Source organism: Alistipes dispar (genome assembly GCF_006542685.1).
GTDB lineage: Bacteria > Bacteroidota > Bacteroidia > Bacteroidales > Rikenellaceae > Alistipes > Alistipes dispar.
The window spans coordinates 2109974-2135074 of record NZ_AP019736.1; the positions used below are offsets into that span (position 1 = coordinate 2109974).

A 25101-nucleotide genomic window follows, 5' to 3' on the forward strand; every position below is an offset into this window, starting at 1 on the left:
TCCATGCTCACCGTTTTCGCCGTCATTCTGTGCGGTATCCTGACAGGACGCCTGCTGCGCGGCCGGCGCCTCGCCTTTCTGCCGCGTCTCATTACGGCGGTCATCTGGCTGCTGCTGTTCCTTCTCGGTGTCGAAGTGGGAGGCGATCCCGCCGTCGTGGGGGGATTGGCGACGCTCGGCGTCGCGGCCTTCGTCCTTTTCGGCTGCTCGGTCGCGGGCAGCGTCGCCGCCTCGTGGCTCTTGTGGCGCCGTATCCGACTGCGGACGCAGCCTTCCGAGACTGCCGGCGGGCCGGCGGAGAAGTCTCCTTCGTCGCTTTGGTCGGCTTTGAAAGGCAGCCTGGTGATCGTGGCCTTCTTCGCTGCGGGGTGTCTCGTCGGGCTGTTCGCACCGTTCGATCCTGCGGAGTCGCAGGTCAGCGTGCTGGTGCTCTACGCGTTGATGTTCTTCGTGGGCACGACGCTGGGACACGATGCCACGCTCGCCTCCCGCGTGCGGCGGCTCGATCCCCGGCTGGCGCTGCTGCCCGCGGCCACGGCCGCGGGAACGCTCGCGGGAGCCGCACTCGCCGCGCCGTTCATACCCTGGTCGCTGACCGATTCGCTGGCCGTCGGGGCGGGATTCGGCTACTACTCGCTGTCGAGCATCTTCATCGCCGACCTCCGGGGACCCGAGCTGGCGACCGTCGCGCTGCTGTGCAACGTCATGCGCGAAATCTTCACGCTGCTCGCCGCACCGCTCGTGGCGCGGCGGGCCGGACCGCTGGCCGCCGTGTCGATCGGCGGGGCCACGACCTTCGACACGACGTTGCCCGTCATCACCCGTGCGGCGGGTGCGCCCTATGCCGTGGTGTCGATTTTCCACGGCTGCGTGCTGGATTTCAGCGTACCGTTTCTGGTGACTTTCTTCTGTACCCTCTGACGGGGCTATCGGCCGATGTAGCTCCTGAGCGCCTCGACGTATTCGGCGAAGGCGTCGCGGCCGGCATCGGTGATGCGGCAGACGGTGCAGGGCATCCTGCCCCGGAATGTCTTCTCGATGGCTATGTACCCCGCTTTGGCGAGTTTGTCGAGCTGCACGGAGAGATTGCCTGCCGTGGCTCCCGTCTGGCGGCGTATGAAGACGAAGTCGGCGCTCTCGACCCCTATGAGTATCGACATGACGGCCAGCCGCAGCTCCGAGTGCAGCAGGGGATTCAGTTCCTTGAACATGACTTGCGGTCGAAGATGCGGACGATGGGTTCCGATGCCTCCTTTTCTCGGAGATTCTTGTCGTTTTCCTCCATGCCGGTCACTTTTTGGGGTGGTTCGAGCGGTAATTGAGGATGTGTCCCGGGACGATCATCATGGCGAGGAATCCCGCGGCGAAGAGCGCCGGCTGCCAGTCGTTGTGCACGATCAGCATGCCCGGGGCGAGCAGGATGGCCGCCGCGCCGCAGCATGCGGCGGGCCGGAAGCGCAGGATCAGCCCCGTCGCGGCCGTTCCCATGCCCATCGTGAGCAGGATGACGAACAGGATCGGCAGCCGGATCGGCGTGAACAGCGCGACGAGGCTGAGGAACGAGGCCGTGAGACCGGCCACGAGCCATACGCTGCCGAGTACGCGATCTACGAAGGTGTGGACCCTCCCTTCGGTCCGCTTGCCGCGCGTGAAGTACGTAAGCGTGCCGCCCAGCAGGGGAATCAGCAGCCAGAGGAGATTCCACCGCGGCTCGCCGGTCTGTACGACCGTGCCCCAGACGAGCAGCGTCGTCAGCAGGGTGACGTATCCCCATACGAGGAACGGCCTCCCGGCGTTGCGTTCCATGTCGTTGCGGGTGTTTTCGATCATGCGTCCGATCAGCGCCAGGCTTTCGGCCGCATCGAGTCTCTTCTCTTCCATGTTCGTGTGTCTTTCCATTGCAAAGGTATGAATTTATTCCGATCCGCGGTCCAGTTCGTCGGGCGTTCCGGCCGGCGACGTTGCCGCCGGGATCTTTGCACGGGCCGGTGTTTCCGCGGCCTCTCCCGCCGGTTCTTCCGGAAATTCGTAGCGCAGCCGGACCCGGATTTCGTTCTTTTCGGCGGAGAGGACGATGGCGCGGGTGCAGCACCCTTCGGCCGGCTTGCCGTCGTCGCGCCTGTCGAGCCGGTAGTTGCCGTTTTCGTCGTGGAAGAGGTAGAGGGTGACCGAATCGGCCGTGAAGTCTTCCGCGCTGAAAGCGACGCTTCCCGATTTGGGCTTTTCCATACCTTGCCGGGGGCGTGCGTCGCCGTGGATATACCATAGGATGCGGCCTTTGTCGGAGCGCAGGTCGGATACCGTGATTTTCAGATTCCGGGTGGAGGCCGTTGCGCAGAGCAGCAGGGCGGCCGATGCGATGATCGTTTTCATGGTTCTATCGTTTTAGCGGGTTTCGCAGGTGTCGTCTTCGTCCGTCAGACGCCAGATGAGCGACAGCAGGAGATTGAGGCCCCATCCGGCCGCGACCCATGCGACCCACCAGTATTGGGGCGATGTCCGGTAGTTGATTACGGCGAGAAATGCGCAGGTCACGGCGTAGTGGACGATACTGCGGGTGAACGTGCGGGTGAAAATCCGGCGCTTTGCGGTCGTGTCGCGGTTTTTTTCCGATGTGTTTTCCATTTTCCTGAGAATTCGTGGCCGTTGGTTTCGAGCTGTATTGCAAATATAAAGTAGTTTATAATATAAACCAAATTTTCGAGGAGGAAATCGTCGGAAAAAAGCGATACCGTGATTAATAAAGAGGAAATCCGACTTGGAGAAACCCCGATTTGTCGGAAAGGAGCCGATCCGGTTTCCTTCGGAGCGGGACCGTGATGCGTTGGGCTGCGATGCGGCGGAACAGGCCGGAGGCGGGATATGGCGGGAGAGAACGGGGCCGGGAATCGCAAAACGGCGGATTCGGGGGAGGCCGTAGCGGAAGCGGCAGCCCCCTTTGCCGTGCCGGTTGCGGCTGCGCGGATTGCAGTACTGCGAACGCGCATTTTCCCGGGGCGTTCCGGCGGCATGAAACGGTGTTATTCCCGGGAGCCGATTCCGGAGGACCGGAGATAGCGGGCGGGACGGCTGTCCGGCGATCCGTCCGCCTGTTCGTCCGGGGCTACCTGCGTACCGTCTCCCGGAACACCAGTTTTTCCCATTGGGGATGGCGGTCGATATACTGCGCGACGAAACTGCATTGGGGAATGACCTGCAACTTTTTGTCGCGGAGGTCTTCCAGCGCGGCGGCGACCAGCTCCCGGCCGATGCCCTGTCCTTCGAATTTCGGGGGAACTTCTGTATGCGTCAGAATCCGGTAGCCCGGCCCCAGAATGTACTCGATCACGGCCTTGTCGCCGCCCAGGTCGAACTCGTAACGTCGGAGCGCGGTATTGTCCGTCAAAGTGTGTCTCTTCTCCATAATCCCGTTTTTTTAATTGTTTTCGGTTTCAAACCTCAAATTCGATTCCGAAGTTGTATTTTTGCAGACGATGACATACCGTATCGCCGACATATTGCTTGACTGGTACTCGCGCGAGGGGCGCGATCTGCCGTGGCGCCGCACCCGCGATCCCTACCGCATCTGGCTCTCCGAAGTGATTCTTCAGCAGACCCGCGTGGCGCAGGGAACGGAGTATTACCTCCGTTTCGTCGGGCGTTTTCCCGACGTCCGCTCGCTGGCGTCCGCTTCGGAAGACGAGGTGCTCAAACTCTGGCAGGGGCTGGGTTATTACAGCCGTGCCCGGAACCTCCATGCCGCCGCCCGGCAGGTCGTGGACGACTTCGGAGGCCGCTTCCCGACGACCTTCGCCGGGGTGCGTTCGTTGCGCGGCGTGGGCGACTATACGGCCGCCGCGGTCTGTTCGGCGGCCTACTCGCTGCCTTATGCCGCCGTGGACGGAAACGTTTACCGCGTCCTGTCGCGTCTGTTCGACATCGCCGAGCCGATCGACACCGCCTCCGGCCGGCGTCTCTTCGCCGAACTGGCCCGCTCGCAGCTCGACGAGCGCGATCCGGGGCGTTACAATCAGGCGATCATGGACTTCGGAGCCCTTCGGTGCACGCCCTCCCCGCCCCGTTGCGGCGAGTGTCCGTTCGGCGACCGCTGTCTTGCCCTCGCGGCGGGCACCGTCGTCTCCCGCCCCGTCAAGCAGGGGCGGACGCAGTTGCGCGACCGCTGGTTCCATTACCTTCATATCACCTCGGGCGGGCGGACCCTGTTGTGCCGCCGTTCGGGACGCGACATCTGGCAGGGTTTGTACGAGTTTCCGTTGCTCGAAACCCCGGAGGCCGCGGATTTCGGGGCGCTGTTGCGGATGCCGCGTTTCGCGGAACTGCTGGGCGATGCGCCGTGGCGGCTGCTCGGCAGTATGCCTGTTGCGCGACACCAGCTTTCGCATCAGACGATCCATGCGGTTTTCCACCGCATCGAGACCCCTTCGCTTACGCCTGCCGCCGAAGCGCTGGCTGTTCCGACCGGGACGTTGGGCGATTATGCCGTACCGCGGCTTATCGACCGCTACCTGATGAGCTGCCAGAGGTAGAGGGCGTAAGCGGCCAGGAACAAAATGCCCTCCGCTCGGTCTATGGCCTTGCGGCGGAATGTGAAGGCCGCGAGGAATAGCACCAGCGAACTCAATGCCGCCATGCCGAAATCCAGAGCCGTGATGCCGCCCGGCGTCAGCGGCCGGATCGTCGCGCTCAGTCCCAGAATCAGGAGAATGTTGGCGATATTCGAACCGATGACGTTGCCCAGCGCCATGCCGGCCTTGCCCTTCAGGAGCGACACGACCGACGAAGCCAGCTCGGGCAGCGACGTTCCGCCCGCCACGAGAGTCAGGGCGATCACCGAGTCGCTCACGCCCAGCCGCCGTGCGACGGCCGTCGCATTGTCAAGGAACATTTCGCCGCCGAAGATCAGTCCCGCGAGCCCTCCGAGAATCATGACGGCCATGATCCAGCCCTTCGTCGGGGACTTTGCCCCGCTTTCGGCCGGAACCGCATCGGTGCGGCCCGTGCGGCGGATCGTGTAGCCGATCAGCAGTACGTAGAGCGCGAGCATCGCGATGCCGTCGATACGGCCGATCCGGTCTGTCGCCCCGGCGCTGAAGAGCGAGTCCGACGCCAGCGCGACGAGCAGCAGCGACACTACCATACCTAACGGAATGTCGCGGCGAATATTGCCCGCCGTGAGCGGAAGAGGGCGTATGAGGGCGCAGACGCCCAGAATGACGAATACGTTGAAGATGTTGGACCCCACGACGTTGCCGATCGCCACGTCGCTCTTTCCAGCGACGGCCGAGAGCATCGATACGACCAGCTCGGGCGTCGAGGTTCCGACGGCTACGATCGTGAGTCCGATGATGAACTCCGGGACGCGGAGCCGTTTAGCGAGCGCCGCCGAGCCGTCCGTCAGAAAACTTGCGCCGGCGAGAATCAGGCCGAGGCCGGCGAGCAGGAGGAGGATTTCCATAGAAGAATGCGTTTTTCCGGTCCGGGACCGCCGTACGGCCGCCGCGCCGGATCAGGACAACAGAATCAGGCTTGCGGCCATGACGGCCATTCCGGTCACCACGCCGTAGATCGAGATATGCGCTTCGCCGTATTCGCGGGCTGCGGGCAGCAGTTCGTCGATCGAGATGAAGACCATGATACCCGCCACGCCGGCCAGGATGCAGCCCATGAGCGTCGGCGACATGAAGGGCATGAGCACCAGCCATGCCAGCACGGCTCCCACCGGCTCGGCCAGTCCCGAGAGCAGCGAGAGGCGGAACGCCTTGCGCCGGTCGCCCGTGGCGTAGAAGATGGGGATCGAGACGGCGATGCCCTCCGGAATGTTGTGGATGGCGATGGCCACGGCGATCGCCACGCCGAGGGCCATGTTGTCCACCGCCGAGGTGAAGGTGGCGATGCCCTCCGGGAAGTTGTGGATGCCGATGGCCAGCGCCGTCATCACGCCCATGCGCATCAGGTGCGGGTTGCGGGGCTGGTTGTCCATCTCCTCGACCATGTGGGCCTCGTGCGGATTCTCGAACGAGGGGACCAGCCGGTCGATGACGCCGATCAGGAGGATGCCGGCGAAGAAACTCGCCACGGTGACCGCCGTGCCCGTGCGGACGCCCCATTCGGCCGTGAGCGAGAGGTTCGCCTGCTGGAACAGTTCGACGAACGAGACGTAGATCATCACGCCGCCCGAGAGACCGAGCGAGAACGACAGCAGCCGCTTGTTGGTGCGGCGTGCGAAAAAGGCGATGGCGCTGCCGATGCCCGTCGCCAGACCGGCTCCGAGCGTCAGCAGCAGCGGCAGAAGTATGTTCGTTTCCATTGTAAGATGCGTTTTTGCCTGTCGTTGCAAAGATAGTGCATCATCCGGAATAAACCGCTCCCGAGGATTCGGTATTTCTTATGGCGCTATAAGCGGAACGGGCCCCGGACTGTCGGTTATGACTTGTCCGGGACCCGTTCCGTCGTCGGCGCCTGCGCTCCGGACTACGCCCGGCGGGCTTCGCGGAGCAGTTCGCCCAGCGTGCCGATGTGTTCGGCGATGAGATCGGGCCGGTGCTCGGCCGCCTCGGCGACGTCGAGCGTCGTCTCGCCCGAGAGCACCAGCACGCCCAGCGCCCCGGCGTTGCGGGCCATTTCGACGTCGGTGTAGATGCGGTCGCCGACCATGGCGATCTGTTCGGGCCGGAGACCGTGCCGGGCGAGGATGCCCGAGAGCATGTTCGGGTCGGGTTTGCCCAGCGTGACGTCGGGGCGGCGTCCCGTGGCGTGTTCGATCGCGGCGCAGATCGACCCGCAGTCCACCAGCACCGTAGGAAGGTCGGTCGGGCAGACGCGGTCGGGGTTCGTGGCGATGTAGGGAAGCCCTTGCTTCGCCCACCAGGCCGCGCGGCACAGACGGCTGTATTCGAGCGTCATGTCGAAGGCCGCGACGACGGCGTCGGGCACGTCGTCCGCCGAATCGGCCGTCGGAACGTATCCCGCGGCCTCGAACTCCGAGACCATCGAAGGGGTGCCGAGCAGGAACAGCCGCCGGGCTGCGGGGTAGTGCTCCCGCAGGTAGTCGATGGTGGCCAGCGTCGTGGTGTACATCTCTTCGCGTGTGGCCGCGATACCCAGCGAAGCGAGCTTCGCGAGGTAGTCGGCGATCGACTTCGAGGGGTTGTTCGTCAGGAACGAGTAGCCTATGCCCAGCTCCCGCAGCTCCGAGAGGAACGCCCCGGTCCAGGGAAACAGCGATCCGCCCATGTAGATCGTGCCGTCCATGTCGAGCGCCACATGGCGGATCCGGCCGAGGCGGCCGAGCAGCTCTTCGTGCTCCCAGGCGGAGCGGTAACGGTGGAATTGCATCATTGGTCTGTTTTTTTCGTTGATCGTTCGGGGATGTGTCGAGTGCGGCGCAGGTCGAGGTCCCGGAACAGGTAGGGGTAGTCGGTCTCTATGACGTCGCAGCCGCTCGGGATTTCGAGTTCGTAGCCGCGGACCCGCTCGTCGTCCGAAGCCCGCCGGTCGTGGGTCGGCGCGACGGAGATCATGCACATCACGCCGTTGGCATGGAGGCTGTCGTAAAGCTCCTGCCGGGCGGGAATCATCATCGGACCGACGTAGGCCTGCATCTGCGACCACGGGATCCGGGCCTCTTCGTAGGCGCGGTATTCGTCCATGTCCTTGCACCAGGCCGAGAACATGGCGTCGGGGTCGCGGTCGAGCAGCATCCGGGCCTGTCGGGCGTCGTGCACCGTATATATGACGTTGGGCGGGTCGAGGCAGTTGATGAACGCCGACATGACGTCGAGCGGCACGTCCTTTATGTCGAGGTTGAGGACCGTCTTGCCCCGGCTCCAGCGGATGCACTCCTCGAGCGTCGGAATCCGGAACTGCGTGAGGTTGCCTTCGCGGTCCCGGAGGCGGAATCGCCGCAGTTCGTCGTAGGTGTAGTCCGAGACGCGGCCCGTACCGTCGGTGGTGCGGTCGATCGTGGCGTCGTGCATCAGTACGATCACGCTGTCTTTGGTCAGCCGGGGGTCGATTTCGAAGAACGACGGCATCATCGAGAGGGTCTTCTCGAACGATTCGATACAGTTCTCGGGATAGCCCGTGACCATGCCGCCGCGGTGTCCGCTGACGACTATGGGACGGTCGGGCGAGTAGCGGAACCATTCGTGCAGTTCGGCGCGGGTCCGGATGTCCGTGTAATGAGGTCCTTCGGTTCCGGAAGCTCCTCCGGAACAGGCTGCGCAGGACAGTGCCCCTGCGCAGAGAAGCGCGTATGGAACGATTTTCATGGCGTAGCGGCGTTTAGGGGCGTCGGTCCGGCGCGGTGTCCGCGCTCCGGCTGTCGATGCGGTGGCGTTTGAGCGTCGTGCCCGCCGGGTCGATCACTTCGAGGTCGATGCCCCGGCGGTCGGCCTTCACGACGAGTTTGTCGCGGTTCGAGTTGATGAGGATGGGAAAGTTCGTGCCGCGGCTTCCGTCGTCGATCCAGCCGTAGCGGTGGTAGTGCCCGCAGAGCATGACATCGACCTCGGCCTCGTTGAGAATCGGCACGAACAGCCGGCGGATCTCCTGTTCGCCGTGCCAACTGCTCTTGCCGCCCGGGACCATGTGCAGGAATACCACGTGCAGCGGAGCTTCGCGGTAGGCGTCGCTGGCCACCACCTGCCGCAGCCATTCGGCCTCCTGCGCGCGGTAGGCGTCCGTGGCGGCCAGTCCGTAGTAGCGGATGTCGCTGTCGGGTTTGTCTTCGCCGCAGTCGAGCATCAGGAAGAAGACCGGACCCTGCCGGAAGGCGTAGTAGGCTTCGCCGGTCGGGGTGGGGAAGTAGTCGAGGTAGCGGTGCGACGCCGACCCGCGGTTTTCATGGTTGCCGCGCGTGGCGAAGATCGGGATGCCGGCCGGCGAGAGCAGCTCCGCGGCCGTGTCGAGGTATCCGTCGAATAGTTCCGACACGGATTCGATCTGCGTCAGCATGTCGCCGTTGAAACAGACGAAGTCGGGCCTGCGTTCCGGAGCGTCGGCCAGAAGCTGCCGCAGGATCGAGTCCCGCCCGTGGATGTCGTTCACGACCCAGCATTCGATCCGCTCCCTGGACGGGTCGAGCGTCGTGGCTCTGTACGGTTCGTGTTTGAGTATGTCGCTGCCGTACCCCTCGCCCAGTATGACGCGCTTGTTGCCCTCGTCGCGGAGCACGGCCTGCTGCATGATTCGGTAGCGGTAGGTCGTGCCGGGGCGCAATCCCCCGACGCGGACGCGGTGCAACTGCCCGGTGCGGCGTTTGCCGATGTGGGTGTCGTAGTATTTCGGGCGTTCTTCGGCGTAGAAGTGCGTGCCGTCGTCGGGCGCCACCTCGACCCATGCCGCGGCATCGACGGTTGTGGTCCATACGACGGTGAAACCGTCTTCGGAGACCTGTTGCAGATAGGGCCCGTGGGCGATGCGCACCGAGGGTTGCCCGCAGGCGGCTGCTGCGAGCAGCGATGCGGCGCACAGAAAAAGAAAGCGTTTCATGCGATCATTTTTCGTTTATCGTTCAAAGATACGAATAATTATCGGGCTGCGCGTCATTCGTAGGCCGGGTAATCGGCGGCCGAGCCTGTCGTGAGGTGCGATTGCGTGTAAACGTTGCCGAACGGATCGGTCGCGCGGACCTCCGTTTCGGCTGACGGGTTGCGGAGCGTGTAGTGGAACAGATGCGAGGTGTTCGTGCGGTCGTAGTTGTCCGGATTGCGTCCCAGCACGCCGCAGTGGTAGCCCGAGGCCCATGCGTCGCGTTTGGTCGCGTCGTCCCCGAAGGGTTCCATTTCGCCTGTCCGCACGCCGTTCTCGTACACCTCGATCTTCCATGTCTCGTCGGCGTTCCAGACGTTGGCTACGATCTGCCCCTCCTCGGCGTAGGAGAAACGGTAATTGGGCGTGTAGCCCTCCATGAAGAGGTCGCCGGCACGGTAGAGCCGGATCTGGCAGCCGATGTCGAGCCCCGTGCCTTTGTATTTCCACGAGGCGATCGAAGGCCCTTCGATCCGGTAAACGGCGTATCCGTTCGGCGTGCCGTCGGTGTTGATCGTCGATTGCCACCATGCGCCGCACACGGCTCCGTGGACGTGTTCGTAGATGCCCGGATGCCGGTCCGCGTAGATCAGGTTCTCGGCGTAGTGCGTGTGGCCGGTCATGACGTGCACCTCGGCATAGCCTTCCAGCAGGTCCAGCACCGCCTGCACGTTCTGCGCCGTTCCGTCGCGCAGCGGCATGTGCGTGCAGAGAATCACCATCTTCTCCTTCGGTACGAAGCTCAGATCCGCGGCGAGCCATGCCACCTGATCGTCGCGGAATCCGAGCGCGTAGTCGTCGTGGTTGCGGAAGATCATGTCGTCCATCGCCACGATGTGTACGTCGCCGCGGTCGAACGAGTAGTTGATCGGGCCGAAGGCGTATTCGAAGTTGCGCTGCGCGGCGATGTCGTGTGCGTCGGTGTACTCCTCCTTCGACACGGAGATCACCTCGTAGTCGTGGTTGCCCATGAGCTGAAAGAGCGGCAGACCGGTCTTTTGAGCCTGCATGGCGCGCTTCATCAGCGGGAACACGGCGTTGGTGTAGTCCGTGTTCGCCGTGTTGTAGCCGATGTCGCCCAGCGTGATGCCGTAGCAGGGGAGGTCCGATGCGGCCGCCTGTCCGGCGATGTCGGGCACGGTCTCGTTTTCGAAACGCGCGATGTGCGAGTTGTTCTGACACTGCGGGTCGGCTACGCAGAAGAGGTTGAAGGCGCTCTCCTTGCCGCCGGCCAGCGGCGTGAGCGTGAAGTCGTAGCGTTTGCGGCCTGCGGCGATCTGCTGCCAGAAGCGCGGCAGCCCTTCGCCGAGCGGAATCTCGTATTCGGCCGGAACCGAGACGTAGATCTGATAGGAGTGTTCGCAGCCCGTGAGCTGATAGACGCCGTTTTCGTCGGTCGCCGTGCAGGAGTAGCCGTCGCTCACCACGACGCCCTGCAACGGGCGTCCGTGGTTGTCGGCGACTACGCCGTAGAAGTCCGTTTCGGGGCCGATCGGGCTCTTCACCGGACGGTCGTCGTCGTTCGCGCACCCCGGCGACAGCAGCGCGACGGCGGCGAGAAGTGTTATGATGCTTTTCATGTGACGTTGCGTGTTTGCGGGTTATTTCCAGTAATGGTTTTGTCCCAGGTCGGGATTGATGTTCAGCGCCGTCTGCGGCACGGGACGCAGGTAGCGTTTCTCCTCGAAGTTGCGTCCGACGGAGTAGAGCAGGCGTCCGCTGGTGTCGTTCTCGAGCGAGTAGAGCGACGATCCGCCTACCTGGATGTAGCTTACGCCCGGTTCGTTGCCGGCCTCGCCCTTCGTGAAGCAGACGTCGTTCGTCCCGTCGCCGTTGAGATCGTAGGGCGTGTCGAGCGCCGGAACGTAGATTCCGTACCACTGTTTGTTGAGCTTCTCGCCCAGATGCCAGCGCATCAGGTCGTCGTAGCGGCGTCCCTCGAGCAGCAGCTCGATGGCACGTTCGCGGCGGATCTCCAGCAGGTCGCAGTCGTCGATGCCGTAGTAGGTTTGCAGGAAGGGATCGGCCGAGGAGGGCCGGTCGCCCCTGACCCCGGCGCGCTCGCGCAGCGGGCGGATCGTGGCGTTCCATACCTCGTCGCCGAATTCGTTCAGCTCGGCCTTCGCCTCGGCGTAGTTGAGCAGCACCTCGGCATAGCGGATGATCGGCAGCGAGTTGTAGGAGACCTTGGCCGATTCGTAGTTCTTGTCGTCGATGTTGTACTTGATGATCTGGTAGCCGGTCAGCGTGACGGTGAAATCCGGCGGCGTGGGGGTCGCCGTGCCGCCGACGAGTTTCTCGTAGCCCGGCGTGATGATGCTCTGCCCGAGGCGGTAGTCGCGGTTCTCGACCTCGCGGGCGAACTCCTCGCCGGTGGCCGTGTGGCGCGAACCGTCGAGGTTGAGGTAGGTCTTCACGAAGTCCTGGTCGAGCGACCAGCGCTGTCCGTAGCTGCCCGACGTGTAGCGCCACGTCAGGTCGTGGAAGGTGGTCATGCCGACGCTCATTTCGCGGGCCCAGATGATCTCCGTGCGGTCGATCGCCTCCTCGGTGAAGAGTTTGCGGTACTGCGTCCGGACGTTGGCCGGGTTGTTCACGATCGAGTAGATGCCGGCCTGCATCAGTTCGTAGGCGGCTTCGGCTGCGGCGCGCAGGAAGCGTTCCGAGGCCTGCGTGTCCTCCCACGGTTTGCCGGTCGAAGGATCGACGGAATGGTACTTCCGGTAGGTGCCTTCGAACAGGCATACGCGGGACTTGTAGGCCAGCGCGATGTAGCGGTTGATCTGGGCCGAGTTGATCCAGGCGCCCGAATCGTAGCAGTGTTCGCAGGCGAAGTCGAGGTCCTCGAGCACGCGGTCCATGACGTATTCGCGGCTGTCGCGCGGTTTGTAGAGGGCCGCCATGTCCTCCGGGTCGATCGGTGCGTCGTACCAGGGGACGGCGCCGAAGGTTTTCACCTTTTCGAAGTACTGCCATGCGCGCCAGAACCGCGCCGTGCCTTCGTAGTGGGCGTACACCTCCTCGGAGAGTCCCTGCGCTTCGCGCATGTGCGCGAGGAAGTAGTTGATGTTGTAGATCGGCGTCCAGTCGCCGATCGACCAGCCCGATTGCAGGTCGGGTGTCCACGAAGCGTTGGTCAGGAAGGTGAACGACTGTTTCGTGGCCACGATGTCCGAATAGCCGTCGCCGTAGCCCAGATCCTCGACGCCCGGCGTGTACTTCTGCAGGAATCCGTTCGTGTAGGTCAGCAGCGACGTTTCGTCCTTGAAGTAGTCGCCCGACCCCACCTCGGCGACCGGTTCCCGGTCGAGGAAACTCTCGCAGGAGGTCAGCGCAATGCAGGCCGAAAGCAATATGCTGATAGTCTTTTTCATAAGTCGTGCGGATTTAGAATGTTAAGGTCAGGCCGATCGTGTAGGACTTCATCACGGGATAACCGTCTCCGTCGCCGAAGTTGTCCGTGCCGTACTTGCCGGTTCCGTAGTCGGCGTCGCCGGCGTAGATGCCCTCCGGGTCGTAGTTCTTGGCGTGCTTCTTCAGCGGCGAGAAGGTCAGCAGGTTTTCGCCCGAGAAGTAGATCTTCAGCGCCTGGAGACCGATCTTGCCGATCAGCTCTTTGGGGAAGTTGTAGTCGATCGTGAGGTTCTTCAGCCGGATGTACGAAGCGTCCTGCAGGTAGCGCGTGTTGGGCTGCGAGAGGATCGTGCCCGAGTCGCAGGCCGCGTAGGCCACCAGTCTCGGCCAGTAGGCGCCGCGGTTTTCGGGCGACCAGCGGTCGGTCGTGTGCCACGGCAGGGCCATGCTGTACGGCCGGCCGTACTGTCCCCAGAAGTAGCCCGACTCCTTGGCCGGATACCAGTCGCGTTTGCCTACGCCCTGCCACATCATGCTCAGCCCGATGCCGTTCCAGCGGATGCCGCCCTGGGTGCTGTAACAGTAGCGCGGCGTCGTGTTGCCGATCTTCTCCAGGTCGCCGTGGTCGTAGATCGTGTTGTTGCCGTTGTTCACGTATCCGTCGCCGTTCAGGTCGAGGTAGCGCGGGTCTCCGGCCGACCATTTGGCCGATCGGTTGGTGAATTTCGAGTAGTTGGCGTAGGTCTGTGCCTCCTCGTCGCTTTGGAACAGGCCGTCGCACCGGTATCCCCAGATTTCGCCGAGCGTCATGCCCTCGTAGTAGTTCACCTTGTAGTTGGTCGGCAGCGTTCCGGTCTTGCTCGTGTAGCGGGTGATCTTGCTGGTGTTGTCCCACACCGACACCTTGATGTTGTAGCTCAGGGGCTTGCCTCCGACGGTGTGGGTGTTGCGCCACGAGATGCTGGCCTCCCAGCCGTCGGTGTGCATGTCGGCGTAGTTGCCTTTCGGGGCGCTGTTGCCGTAGACGGCCGGAAGCTCTTCGCCCACTACGTACATGTCGGTGGTTTTCTTGCGGTAGATGTCCGCCGAGAAATTCAGCCGGCCGTTGAAGGCTTCGAAGTCCACTCCGAGATCGTAGGTCGTAGCCGTCTCCCAGGTCAGCCCGTCGGGGATCGGCGACGGTGCGGCCGTGTAGTTGAATACGCTGCCGTTGTTGAGCAGCGACGACTGGGAGATGCTCATGGTCGAGAGATAGGCATAGGTGTCGCTGATGAGTCCGTTGCCGGCCGAACCGACCGATACGCGCAGTTTGAGGTTGTCGAGCCATTCGGCATTCCTGAGGAAGCTCTCCTCCGAAATGCGCCATCCGGCCGATCCCGACGGGAAGAATCCCCAGCGCTGGTTGGAGGGGAATTTCGAATTGCCGTCGTAGCGGCCGCTCGTTTCGAAGAGGTACTTGCCCTTGTAGGAGTAGCTGATGCGGTAGAACGCTCCGACGAGTCCCCAGTCGTAGCTGCCGTTGTCCTTGAGCGTGATGGCCTCGCCCTCGAGCAGGCTGAAGTTCGGCATGCCGGGAATGATGATGCCCTCGCGGTTCATCAGGTTGCTCTTGTAGGTGTAGTCCTCGATGTTCCAGCCGCCGAGCACCGTCAGCGAGTGGTCGTCGCCCAGGCGGGGCGTGTAGGTCAGCGTGGCGTTCGAGGCTACCTTCTGGCGGTTGTACGAACGCTCTTCGTAGAGCGATCCCGAGGGCCGTTCGGCCGAGCTGTTCGGTCCGGTGTGGAAGGTGTAGCTGTTCACGGCCTGCCGGCGGTCGGTCTGATTGAAGTAGAAGCTGACGTCGATGTTGCCCACCAGTACGTCCTTTATCAGGTCGAGGTTCACCGACGTGCGGTTGTTCATGTCGAACTTGCGGTCCTTGCGCCACGAGTTGCCCTCGACGAATCCGGCCCAGCCCGTGTAGACGGCCGCTTCGGTCCAGGAGCCGTCGGGATTGGTGACCAGCGTGACGGGGAACGCCTGGTGGTTGAGCATGCGGTTGATGTTCATCGGCGTGGACGTGATGTCGGTGTGGGCCGTCGGCTGGTGCGAATAGCGGTACATGAAGTCGGTCGTGTTCTCGATGCGCAGCCACGGTTTCACCCGGACGTCGCCTTTGGCCTTGACGTTGAACTGCTGGTACTTCTCGTCTCCGGCATTGTAGATGCCGTCCTGTTCGAAGATACGTCCCGAGACGTAATAGGAGGCCGTTTCGCCGCCGCCTGTCACGCTCAGGTTGTGCTGGTGGCCGGTCGTGTAGTCGCGGTAGAACACGTCGTACCAGTTCGTGTTGCCGAAATATTCGTAGGCGTTCTGGTTGTTGATGCGCCATTTCTCGAACGACGGGTCGCTGTTGCGGCGGGCCAGCTCGTTGTACCACGTACGGTTGAACTTGAAGACATTGTTGATGTTGGCCGGGTCCGTGCCGTAGGCGTTGGTGTAGGATTCGAGGAAGGAGGTGGTGAAGTCGTAGCCGTTGGTGACCATCTGCGGCGTCGTGGCCCGTTTGTAGAAGGTGTACGTGCCGTTGTAGGTCACCTTCGCGCGGCCTTTCTGGGGCGCTTTGGTCGTCATCAGGATTACGCCGAACGTACCCCGTGCGCCATAGACGGCCGTCGAGGAGGCGTCCTTGAGCACGGTGATCGACTCGATGTCGTCGGGGTTCACGGTGGATATGTCGGTTTCGACGCCATCTACCAGCACGAGCGCCGAACCGCCGGCTCCGATCGAGTTTTCCGCGCCGCGGATGCGGATCGTGGCGGCACGGTTGGGCTTGCCGTCGGAGAAGGTCATCGTCAGGCCCGGGATGGCGCCTTGAAGCGACCGCGAAATACTCATCGACGAGCCGTTCCGCTCCTCGAGCGTCTCGGCCGAGAGGGTCTCGACCGCACCTACGATGTCGCGGCGTTTCTGGAGGCCGTATCCGACCACCACCACCTCTTCGAGGCTGGTGTTGTCCTCCTCGAGCGTGACGTCGATGCGGGTCTGTCCGTTCACCCGGAGCATCTGCTGTTTATACCCGATATAACTGAAGTTCAAGGTTTCTCCCGTCGCGGCTTCGATCGTGTAGCGGCCGTCGGCATCGGTGGTCGTGCCGCGGGTCGTGCCCGGTACGACCACCGTGACGCCGAGAACGGGTTGTCCGTTCGGGTCTTTCACGATGCCCGACACGGACCCCCCCCCTCCGTTCTGTGCCCCGACGGACAGCGAGAGGAGAGCGAAGAGCAGTGCCAGCGCGAGGTTCCGGATGCGCGGGCGGTTCTTCTCCGCGGCGTCCGTGCTGGGCGAGTAGCATTGTTTCATTGTACTGCGTGTTTAGTGATTAATCGGTTTTCGCCGTTCCGCCGATATACCTTATTATATATACGAAGCGTCGATCGAACGGCCGTGCAGGTTGTTTCCGATTATATCCTGTGGGAAGAGGGCTGTTGAAAAATTTTAAAAATTAAGGTTTTAGTTTTGTTGGTTTCTTTTGGTTTTCAAATTTATGTTTTTATTTCTTTTTATGCAACTTTTGGTGCGAAAAATTTCTTCCGATGTGTTTCTTTATTCTTCGCCGGATCTTTTGCTTTGCAAATGGTCGTGTGTAACATATTGATTGATATGTGTTTTATTGTTTCGGTGCGAAAGTCGGAAAAGTTTGTTATAAAAGTGTTTCAGAGTTGTGTAAATGTTATTAAAGGAAAATTTTTCTTTCTAAAAGTTGTTTTTCGTATGGTTTGATTTGTGAAAAAGAAAAATAGTTTTTACTTTTGTCGTGCAGGTTATTCGATTCATATTCTTTTGCAGGGTAAAGAAGTGCCGTTCCGGGACCTTTGTCCCGCTGTTCTGTCGGCGATCGTTCTGTTTACTCTAATCGAATTGTGTATGAAACTTATGAAACGTTCTATGGGCATGATGCTCGCCCTGTCGGTCTGTTCGCTCGCGGCCTGTTCCGACGATCAGGATGCGGCGCCGCTCAGGCGCGACTCCGACGCGGTCGAGCTGGCGTATAACGCGGATGCCGCGACACGTGTCTCGGTCCGGTACGACGGGGCCTGGGAGGCGCGCGCGGAGTGTCCCGACCCCACCGGAGAGCCGGGCGAAGCCTGGTTCTCGGTCTCGCCGGCGAGCGGCGTGGGCAACGGTCGGGATTATCAGTATGTGACCGTTACGGCGCAGCGCAATCCGGGCGGCAAGCGCACCGGCTACCTTTATCTGAAATCGGCCGGCGGCGAGGTCGCCGTGACGGTAACGCAGTCCGACGGCCGCTTCTCGGTCGAGGATCCGGTGATTTCGGGATCGCTGCGCACGGGCTCGGAGTCGGCGGCTTCGCTCGATATCGTTTACGACAAGGCGTTCGGCGGCGAGCGGGTGCTCGTCGAGGCTTCGCTCGCAGGAGCCGGTTCGGACGGACTGCGGATCGAGGAGACTTTCGAGACGGAGATCGAGCGCGAAGGCAGCGGCACGATTTCGGTGCCGATCACCGGAACGCCCTCCTCGCTCGGCGACCTGGTTTGCCGGGTGAGGTTTTCACTCGACGGCGAAGTGAAGTTCGAGGGCGAGGTGCAGGGCAGCGTCAATTCGTCGAACGAGCTGTTCCGCATGGGCTTCGACCTGTTCGTCTGGGGCGGCAACTACCCCGATAACCGGAAGGGACCGGGCCCCAACGGTTCGGCGACGGCCGGCAAGGACTTCGTCGGTACGGAGCCTTCCGAACCGGATGTGATCACGGCCGGGTCGGACGGTACGAACGACGTTTTCAAGACGATGTCCGAGGAGTACCGCATCAACCGCGGCGTGGAGAAGTGGGACGGGCAGCGCGTTTACGAACACCCGGGCTATGTGAAGTTGGGTGTGACGAACAACGGCGGCTGGATCATGACGCCCGAGCTGGAGCAACTGTCGGCCGTCCCGGAGACCGTCGTCGTGTCGGTCGATTTCCTGCGTTTCGACAACGAGGAGGGAACCTACCTCGTTTCGGCCGAAGGGGCGGGCACGGTGCTCAACGGCAAGGTCGATGCCGCGGTGCTGCCGACGCAGTCCTCGGCGGCGGACAGGAAGTGGAAGACGCTGAGCTTCACCGTGCAGGACGCCACGAACAAGACGCGGATCAAGATCTGCGCCGAATCGCTCGACGGCGCAGGGTATCGCATCAATATCGACAATATCGTCGTGATGGGTTCCGACGAGACGGAGGTGACCGAGAAGCTGCCGGCTCCCGACGCCGGGTCGATCGCCTACACGCCGGGCGACACGTCGATCGCGGTCGCCTGGGAGGGCGTGAAGGGCGCCTCCTCCTATGAGATCTCCCTGGCGGCGCGCAGCAACCCGGATTTCCGCAAGACGGTGGAGACGGCCGAAGCGGGCTACGAGTTCACCGGTCTCGTCCCCGGGCGCTACCTTTTCACGGTGAAGGCGCTCTGTGCCGGCAATGCCGAATTCGATTCCGACGAGACATCGAAGAACGTGGGAACCCTCGGCTTCGCCGACGAAAAGCTGGCCGCACCGGCCGGGCTTTCGGTCGGCGGGGCGACGGCGACCGGCGCCACGGTGTCGTGGAGTGCCGTGAGCGGAGCCTACGGCTACCGGGTTTCGGCCGTTCCGGCTGCGGGCGGCGAGGCTGCGGAGACGGCTCTGGTGCGGGAGACTTCCTACACCTTCGGGAAATTGCAGGCCGGTACGGAGTACACGGTTTCTGTGGTGGCGCAGGCCGCCGCCGAGGCGGGCGAGTACGATTCGGACGCCGCCGTCGCGCAGCTCGTGACGACCGACCCGCAGCCGCTGATCGCCCCGTCGGTGCGGATTTTCGCCAAGACGCACGGACTGGCCGTGCTCGAATGGGAGTTGTCGTCCGAGGCGCTCGCGCAGCAGCCCGTCACGACGTCGGACACGTACGATTTCCGCGTGAAGAACGCCGCGGGCGAGGTGATCCGGTCGGTCGAGGCGTACAAATCGTTCAACTTCGCCAAATACAGGTACTACCGTCTGGTGTGGGGCGGGCTGGCGCCTTCGACGACCTATACGCTCGAGATGCGCCGCCGTTCGACGGCCGACGCGGAGCGTTACCTCGATTCGGAATGGGCCGCCGTGCAGGTGACGACCGATGCCGACCCCGCGGCCGATCACGCGGACTGCCTGCTTTACGCCGATTTCGAGCGAATGCCTACGGGCGGACAGCCGTTGTACGGAGCCTACGGCTTCAGCTACGGCGCGACCGAGGATTTCTCGGATCCGGACCGGGTGGACTATACGGCCCCGGGCGACAAGAACTCGATCTACTGTCAGGCCGTGAAGGCGGAACGGTCCTATTTCGACGCCTACCTGCCGGCCTGGGACCTCGACGACTGGACGAAGAACAGTTCGAATATGGGCATGGCGGCCGGGTACATGAAGTTCGGCGGCGGCAGCAAGCCTGCCTGGCTCACGCTGCCGGCGTTCCCCGGGCTGACCGGTCCCACGGAGCTGGAACTCGAGCTGGATGCCTGCTCCTACTACGAACCGAGCAGCGGCGGCGACATGATGTCGCCCTCGAATTCCGATGCGGACGCTCCGTTCTATGTGGAGATTCTCGGCGGCGGCACGATCGCCGGGGTCTCGGGCGAGACCTCCGGGCAGGCCGTGATCTCCGGCGACGGACTGACTGCGGAGCTCCGGAACGTGACGGCCGCGACGATGCGCGGCGAAGGGCGGACCGACTCCTACCGTTATACGAATCACCGGATCCGTATCTCGGGGGCTACGGCCGCGACCCGCATCCGGATCTATACGGCGCTCGAGAACGACAAGGCCCAGCACCGGATGTGGCTCGACAACCTCAAGGTCCGCAGGGCGCAGTAGCGTTCCGGACCGGTACGACGACAGGCAGCCGGGGACTGCGCGGATGCAGTCCCCGGGGCCTTTGCCGGGAACCTGCCGCAGGGCGGTTTCCCATGTTACCTGAAATCAACGGATACCGATATTATGAATAAGATCGAAAGTGCGCTCCGGCGCACGACCGACACCCGCGCGCTGGCGTTCGGGGTCGGAACGCTGCCCCGTGCGGCGGAACTTTTTGTCGAACTGTTTCCCGGGCGCCGGGCGCTGGTGGTCGCCGACCTCAATACGTGGCGCGTGGCCGGGGAGGAGGTGCACCGGATTCTCGGCGAGGCCGGAATCGGGCAGGACGAGCCCTGTGTCTTCGCCGATCCCGGGCTCTACGCCGAATGGGGCTACGTCGAACGGCTCGACGCGTTGCTCGCCGGAACCGACGCCGTGCCGGTGGCCGTGGGGTCGGGGGTGATCAACGACCTCGCGAAACTCGCCTCGCACCACAACGGGCGCCGTTATCTGGTGGTCGGTACGGCCGCGTCGATGGACGGATACACCGCCTACGGGGCGTCGATCACCCGGGACGGCAACAAGCAGACGTTCGACTGCCCGGCGCCGCTGGGCATGGTTTTCGACCCGGCGATCGCCGCCGCGGCCCCCGCCGCGCTCTCCGCCTCGGGGTATGCTGATCTGATCGCCAAGATTCCCGCCGGGGCCGACTGGATGCTGGCCGACGCCGTGGGAGCCGAGGCGATGGACGATTTCGCCTTCTCGCTCGTGCAGGACGGACTGCCGGAGGCGTTGTGCGATCCGACGGGCGTGCATGCGGGCGACGTCGGGAAGGTCGGCCGGCTGGCCGAAGGGCTTCTGCTGAGCGGTTTCGCCATGCAGGCCGCGCAGTCGAGCCGTCCGGCCTCCGGGGCCGAGCATCAGTTCAGCCATTTGTGGGACATGGAGCACCTGCGCTTCGGAGGAGCGTCGGTTTCGCACGGTTTCAAGGTCGGAATCGGCACGCTCGCCTCGACGGCCTTTCTTGAGATGCTGCTCGAGGCGCCCGTCGAACGGCTCGACGTCGCGGGCTGCGTGGCCGCATGGAAGTCGTGGGAGGAGACCGAGCGGGACATCCGGGCCGTCTTCGCCGGCGATCCCGAGCTGGTGGCCCGCGGTCTGAAGGAGACGTACGGCAAGTATGTCGATCGGCAGGGGCTGTACGAACAACTGACGCGGCTGCGGCAGGCATGGCCCGAACTCCGGGAGCGGATTCGCCGGCAGATCATTCCGTTCGGGGAGGTGCACCGCCGGCTGCGGCTCGTCGGAGCGCCCTGCGAGCCGGAGCAGATCGGAGTGTCGCGCGCCCGGTTCCGGGAGGCTTTCGCGCGGATTCCCTACATGCGGAGCCGCTACTCGGTGATCGACACGGTGTTCCGCTGCGGGTGGATGGAGGAGTGGCTCGACCGTCTGTTCGGTCCGGGCTGTATCTGGGAGATCCGCTGACGGAACCGTCCGTCGGAGGAAAATTCGCGACTTTTTTCGCTCCGGGCGCGGTTTTTTGCTTCGGAAGGCGTATCTTTGTTGAGAAACTGCTAACTTTCATTTCGTAATGACACCGGAACAGGCAAAACGGTTCAAATATTGGCAGACGCGCACCATCCTCGCCACGATGGTGGGCTATGCGCTCTTCTATTTCGTGCGGAAGAACTTTTCGCTGGCCATGCCCGGCCTGGAGGCCGACCTCGGCATTTCGAAGACGAGTCTCGGCGTCTTTCTGACGCTCAACGGGCTCGTCTATGGATTCTCGCGCTTCCTGAACGGCATCCTGGCCGACAGGATGAACGCCCGCTGGTACATGGCCGTCGGCCTGGGGCTCTGCGCACTGGCCAACTTCGCCTTCGGATTCGGCGAGGACGTCTCCTACTGGATCACGGGCGAGCACACCGGCGACCGTTTCACCAATACGATGATCCTCTTCATGGGGGTCATGTGGGTCGTGAACGGCCTGTTGCAGGGAACGGGCTTCCCGCCCTGCGCGCGGCTGCTGACCCATTGGATTCCGCCCGTGCAGCTGGCCACGAAGATGTCCGTGTGGAACACCTCGCACTCGATCGGCGCAGGGCTGGTGGTCATCCTCTGCGGATATATCATGGGATCGCTGGGCAGCGGCCCGGACCATGTCGGCGCATGGAAGTGGTGTTTCTGGATTCCTTCGGCGATCGCCTTCGCGGGCGCTGTCGGTCTGGTGGTCTTTCTGCGCGACACGCCGACGTCGGTGGGTCTTCCCGAACTCGAGGGGACGGAGACCCGCGGCGAAAAGTCCGCTCCGAAGGGGGCCGAGCACAAGGCGTTCCTCATGAAGCACGTCTTCCGCAATCCGCTGATCTGGATTCTGGGATTCGCCAACTTCTTCGTCTATATCGTCCGCTTCTCGGTGCTCGACTGGGGACCGTCGCTGCTGAGCCAGTCGAAGGGCGTCAGCATGGAGCACGCCGGATGGCTCGTGGCCATGTTCGAAATCGCCGGCATTCTGGGCATGCTCTTCTCGGGCTGGGCGACGGACAGGTGGCTGAAGGGACGCGCGCACCGCACCTGCGTCTTCTGCATGGCGGGCGCCGCGCTCTTCGTCTTCGCCTTCTGGCAACTGCCTTCCGACGCGCCGATCTGGCTGCTCTTCGCCACGCTGTGCGCCGCCGGATTCTGCATCTACGGCCCGCAGGCGCTCATCGGCATCGCCGCCGCCAACCAGGCGACCAAGCGGGCCGCCGCCACGGCCAACGGCCTCACGGGGCTGTTCGGCTACGCCTCGACGCTCGTTTCGGGCGTGGGGCTGGGCTATGTGGCGCAGCACTACGGCTGGAGCTGGGCCTATGTCGGCATTTTGGCGATGGCCGTCGCGGGCATGGCGGTTTTCCTGCTGATGTGGGGCGCGAAGGCCGACGGGTACGGTTCCGGGGTGTCGGAGGCCTGACGCCGCGCGGGAGAAGCTCGGAGTGGAATATGACTAAATAGGAGTTGTTATGTTGAGTATCGCCGAACGGCACAAATACATTCTCGACTCGCTGAACAGGCGCGGGTTCGTGCGTATTACGGATGTCGCCAACGAACTGGGTGTGACGAAGGTCACGATCCGCAAGGACGTGAAGATTCTCGAAAGCAAGGGCCTCCTTTACAAGGTCCACGGCAGCGCGCGTCCGGCCAATCCCCATGTCGCGGACCTCGACGTGCATGTGAAGGACAATATCAACCGCGAGGCCAAGCGCGCCATCGCCCGCCGGGCGGTGGAGCTGCTCGACGACAACGACTCGGTGATCGTGGCGTCGGGTTCGACCATCCACGCCTTCGCCGAGGAGATCCGCCTGCGGCCGTGGCATCACCTGAATATCGTCACGCCGTTCCTGCGGCTGGGCGTGCTGCTCAACGAGGTCGAGAACGTCGATGTGGTGCAGCTCGGCGGCGCAGTGCACAAGAAGTCGCTGTCCGTCTCGGGCAGCGAGGCGGTCCGGGCGCTCGACGACTGCATCTGCTCGAAGGTCTTTTTCGGAGTGGACGGCATCGACCTCGAGCACGGCATCACCACCTCGACGATCGAGGAGGCGAAACTCACGCGGCGGATGATGGAGGCTGCCTCGCAGACGATCGTGCTGGCCGATTCCTCGAAATTCGGACAGCGCGGCTTCGGCCGTATCGGTTCGCTCGAGGAGATCGACGTGATCGTGACCGAAGCGGAGGTTTCCGAACAGATGGCTTCGGCGCTCGAAGAGGCGGGGGTCGATCTGATCGTCGTGAAGTAGGCGGAAGCGCCGGCTGACGGCGCCGCTTCGGGGACGGGGGCGTCGGGGAAGGAACCGGATGCCGGCTGTTGAAAAAATTTCCGGAAAAGTTTTGCATGCCCGGTGAAAAAGCCCTACCTTTGTACCCAATTAAGCGACGTTCGAATCCTGGACATGAATTGCAACCGCGACATATCTTCCGCACGGGTTTTCCGGCAGCAGGACTATTGGTCGGGGTTTCATTCTCCGGCGGATCCGGGCATTATTGTTTCATTAGGGTAACTGTTTCGGTTGCCCTATTTTTTTGCGCCTGCAACCATGAAGACCGTATATACCGGCGCCCGGATTTTCCGCGGCGGCCGTTTCGAAGAGGGCGATCTGGCCGTCGAGGGGAGCCGCATCGCACCCGCCGGGGAGCGCCGACCGGACGACCGGACGGTGGATCTGACCGGACTGGTCGTCGTCCCCGGACTGGTGGACGTCCATGTCCACCTGCGCGAACCGGGATTTCCGCAGAAGGAGACCGTCGCCACGGGAACCGCCGCCGCCGCCCGCGGGGGATATACGACGGTCTGTTCGATGCCGAACCTCAATCCCGCGCCCGACACGCCGGAGACGCTGGAGCGGCAGATGGAGATCATCCGCCGCGACGCCGCGGTGCGCGTGAAACCCTACGGCACGATCACGATGGGGCAGCGCGGCTGCGGGGAGTTGGTGGACTTCGGGGCGCTGGCCCCCTGGGTCGTGGGCTTTTCGGACGACGGACGCGGCGTGCAGTCGGCCGAACTCATGGAGGAGGCGATGCGCCGTGCGGCGGCCGTCGGCCGGCCGATCGTGGCCCATTGCGAGGTGGACGATCTGTTGCGCGGCGGGTATATCCACGACGGCGTGTACTGCCGCGAGCGCGGCCACCGGGGAATCTGCTCCGAGAGCGAGTGGCGGCAGGTGGAGCGCGACATCGAACTGTCGGCCCGAACGGGCTGCCAGTACCACGTCTGCCACGTCTCCACGAAGGAGAGCGTGCGTCTGGTGCGGCAGGCCAAGGCGTCGGGACTGCGCGTGAGCTGCGAAACGGCTCCGCACTACCTGCTTCTCACGGACTCGGATCTGAAGGAGGAGGGGCGTTTCAAGATGAATCCGCCGCTGCGCGGCCGCGAAGACCGCGAGGCGCTCGTGGAGGGCCTCGCCGACGGGACGATCGAGGTGATCGCCACCGACCATGCGCCGCATACGGCCGAAGAGAAGCTGCGCGGACTGGCCCGCAGCGCCATGGGCATCGTGGGGCTGGAGTGCGCCTTTCCGCTGCTTTACAGATATTTGGTGCTGCCCGGAACGATTCCGTTCGGGCGGCTCGTCGAGGCGATGGCTCTCGCGCCTCGGCGGATATTCGGCCTCGAAGGGGGCGTGGAGCCCGGCGACGAGGCCGACTTCACGGTGCTGGACCTGGAGGCGGAGTACCGTCTCGATCCGGCGACGTTCCGTTCGAAGGGGCGCGCCACGCCTTTCGCCGCATGGCCCGTCCGGGGACGCGCCGTGCTGACGGTGGTCGGCGGGCGCGTGGCCTACGACGGGCGGAGCTGAGAGGCGCGGGGACCGGCCGGAAGCGGAGAAGGCTCCGTGCGGC

At 63.4% G+C, this 25101-nt stretch carries 20 protein-coding genes; 7 read left to right on the top strand and 13 right to left on the bottom strand.

Features of this window, described 5'->3' with window-relative positions:
* The first annotated feature begins 3 nt into the window (after positions 1 to 3).
* Positions 4 to 921: a LysO family transporter gene (locus tag FME97_RS12465; protein ID WP_179954803.1), complete on the top strand. Its 918-nt coding sequence runs from the start codon at positions 4 to 6 to the stop codon at positions 919 to 921.
* Between the two features lie 5 nt (positions 922 to 926).
* On the opposite strand, the gene FME97_RS08895 is transcribed toward FME97_RS12465, so the two are convergent.
* The 5 genes from FME97_RS08895 to FME97_RS08915 form a co-directional block, all read right to left on the bottom strand.
* Positions 927 to 1211, bottom strand: a complete 285-nt coding sequence (locus FME97_RS08895; protein ID WP_141429105.1) for a winged helix-turn-helix domain-containing protein — start codon at positions 1209 to 1211, stop codon at positions 927 to 929.
* Positions 1212 to 1290: 79 nt separating this feature from the next.
* Positions 1291 to 1881 (bottom strand): hypothetical protein, encoded by a 591-nt coding sequence (locus tag FME97_RS08900; RefSeq protein WP_141429106.1) that lies wholly within the window; start codon positions 1879 to 1881, stop codon positions 1291 to 1293.
* Between the two features lie 33 nt (positions 1882 to 1914).
* A complete protein-coding gene (locus tag FME97_RS08905; protein WP_141429108.1) occupies positions 1915 to 2373 on the bottom strand; it encodes a DUF2141 domain-containing protein in 459 nt (152 codons plus the stop codon).
* Positions 2374 to 2385: 12 nt separating this feature from the next.
* Positions 2386 to 2625 carry a 2TM domain-containing protein gene (locus tag FME97_RS08910; RefSeq protein WP_141429110.1) on the bottom strand — a complete coding sequence of 80 codons (240 nt, stop codon included), beginning with the start codon at positions 2623 to 2625 and terminating at the stop codon, positions 2386 to 2388.
* Positions 2626 to 3103: 478 nt separating this feature from the next.
* Positions 3104 to 3403, bottom strand: a complete 300-nt coding sequence (locus FME97_RS08915; RefSeq protein ID WP_141429111.1) for a GNAT family N-acetyltransferase — start codon at positions 3401 to 3403, stop codon at positions 3104 to 3106.
* A 70-nt stretch (positions 3404 to 3473) separates the two neighbouring features.
* On the opposite strand from FME97_RS08915, the gene mutY reads away from it, so the two are divergent.
* Positions 3474 to 4526, top strand: coding sequence for an A/G-specific adenine glycosylase (gene mutY / locus FME97_RS08920; RefSeq protein WP_141429113.1), 1053 nt, complete (start codon positions 3474 to 3476; stop codon positions 4524 to 4526).
* On the opposite strand, the gene FME97_RS08925 is transcribed toward mutY, so the two are convergent.
* From FME97_RS08925 to FME97_RS08960, 8 genes are all read right to left on the bottom strand, one after another.
* On the bottom strand, positions 4502 to 5455 hold the full coding sequence (locus FME97_RS08925; RefSeq protein WP_141429115.1) for a calcium/sodium antiporter: 954 nt from the start codon (positions 5453 to 5455) through the stop codon (positions 4502 to 4504). The two genes, mutY and FME97_RS08925, sit on opposite strands and share 25 nt — an antisense overlap.
* Before the next feature lie 51 nt (positions 5456 to 5506).
* Positions 5507 to 6307, bottom strand: coding sequence for a zinc transporter ZupT (gene zupT, locus FME97_RS08930; protein ID WP_141429117.1), 801 nt, complete (start codon positions 6305 to 6307; stop codon positions 5507 to 5509).
* A gap of 164 nt (positions 6308 to 6471) precedes the next feature.
* Positions 6472 to 7338, bottom strand: coding sequence for an HAD-IIA family hydrolase (locus tag FME97_RS08935; protein WP_141429118.1), 867 nt, complete (start codon positions 7336 to 7338; stop codon positions 6472 to 6474).
* Positions 7335 to 8270 carry a glycerophosphodiester phosphodiesterase family protein gene (locus FME97_RS08940; protein ID WP_141429120.1) on the bottom strand — a complete coding sequence of 312 codons (936 nt, stop codon included), beginning with the start codon at positions 8268 to 8270 and terminating at the stop codon, positions 7335 to 7337. Before FME97_RS08940 ends, FME97_RS08935 begins: the two co-directional genes overlap by 4 nt.
* Before the next feature lie 13 nt (positions 8271 to 8283).
* A complete protein-coding gene (locus FME97_RS08945; protein ID WP_141429122.1) occupies positions 8284 to 9492 on the bottom strand; it encodes a purple acid phosphatase family protein in 1209 nt (402 codons plus the stop codon).
* A gap of 53 nt (positions 9493 to 9545) precedes the next feature.
* Positions 9546 to 11111 carry a calcineurin-like phosphoesterase C-terminal domain-containing protein gene (locus tag FME97_RS08950; RefSeq protein WP_141429124.1) on the bottom strand — a complete coding sequence of 522 codons (1566 nt, stop codon included), beginning with the start codon at positions 11109 to 11111 and terminating at the stop codon, positions 9546 to 9548.
* 21 nt (positions 11112 to 11132) lie between these two features.
* Positions 11133 to 12905 carry a RagB/SusD family nutrient uptake outer membrane protein gene (locus FME97_RS08955; RefSeq protein WP_141429125.1) on the bottom strand — a complete coding sequence of 591 codons (1773 nt, stop codon included), beginning with the start codon at positions 12903 to 12905 and terminating at the stop codon, positions 11133 to 11135.
* 13 nt (positions 12906 to 12918) lie between these two features.
* Positions 12919 to 16227, bottom strand: coding sequence for a SusC/RagA family TonB-linked outer membrane protein (locus FME97_RS08960; protein ID WP_141429127.1), 3309 nt, complete (start codon positions 16225 to 16227; stop codon positions 12919 to 12921).
* A gap of 573 nt (positions 16228 to 16800) precedes the next feature.
* On the opposite strand from FME97_RS08960, the gene FME97_RS08965 reads away from it, so the two are divergent.
* From FME97_RS08965 to FME97_RS08985, 5 genes are all read left to right on the top strand, one after another.
* Positions 16801 to 19743: a fibronectin type III domain-containing protein gene (locus FME97_RS08965; protein ID WP_162502072.1), complete on the top strand. Its 2943-nt coding sequence runs from the start codon at positions 16801 to 16803 to the stop codon at positions 19741 to 19743.
* Between the two features lie 123 nt (positions 19744 to 19866).
* A complete protein-coding gene (locus tag FME97_RS08970; RefSeq protein ID WP_141429131.1) occupies positions 19867 to 21207 on the top strand; it encodes a sn-glycerol-1-phosphate dehydrogenase in 1341 nt (446 codons plus the stop codon).
* 106 nt (positions 21208 to 21313) lie between these two features.
* Positions 21314 to 22675, top strand: coding sequence for an MFS transporter (locus tag FME97_RS08975; RefSeq protein ID WP_141429132.1), 1362 nt, complete (start codon positions 21314 to 21316; stop codon positions 22673 to 22675).
* A gap of 49 nt (positions 22676 to 22724) precedes the next feature.
* Positions 22725 to 23498, top strand: a complete 774-nt coding sequence (locus tag FME97_RS08980; protein WP_141429134.1) for a DeoR/GlpR family DNA-binding transcription regulator — start codon at positions 22725 to 22727, stop codon at positions 23496 to 23498.
* A gap of 297 nt (positions 23499 to 23795) precedes the next feature.
* Positions 23796 to 25058, top strand: coding sequence for a dihydroorotase (locus tag FME97_RS08985; protein ID WP_141429136.1), 1263 nt, complete (start codon positions 23796 to 23798; stop codon positions 25056 to 25058).
* Positions 25059 to 25101 lie beyond the last annotated feature (43 nt).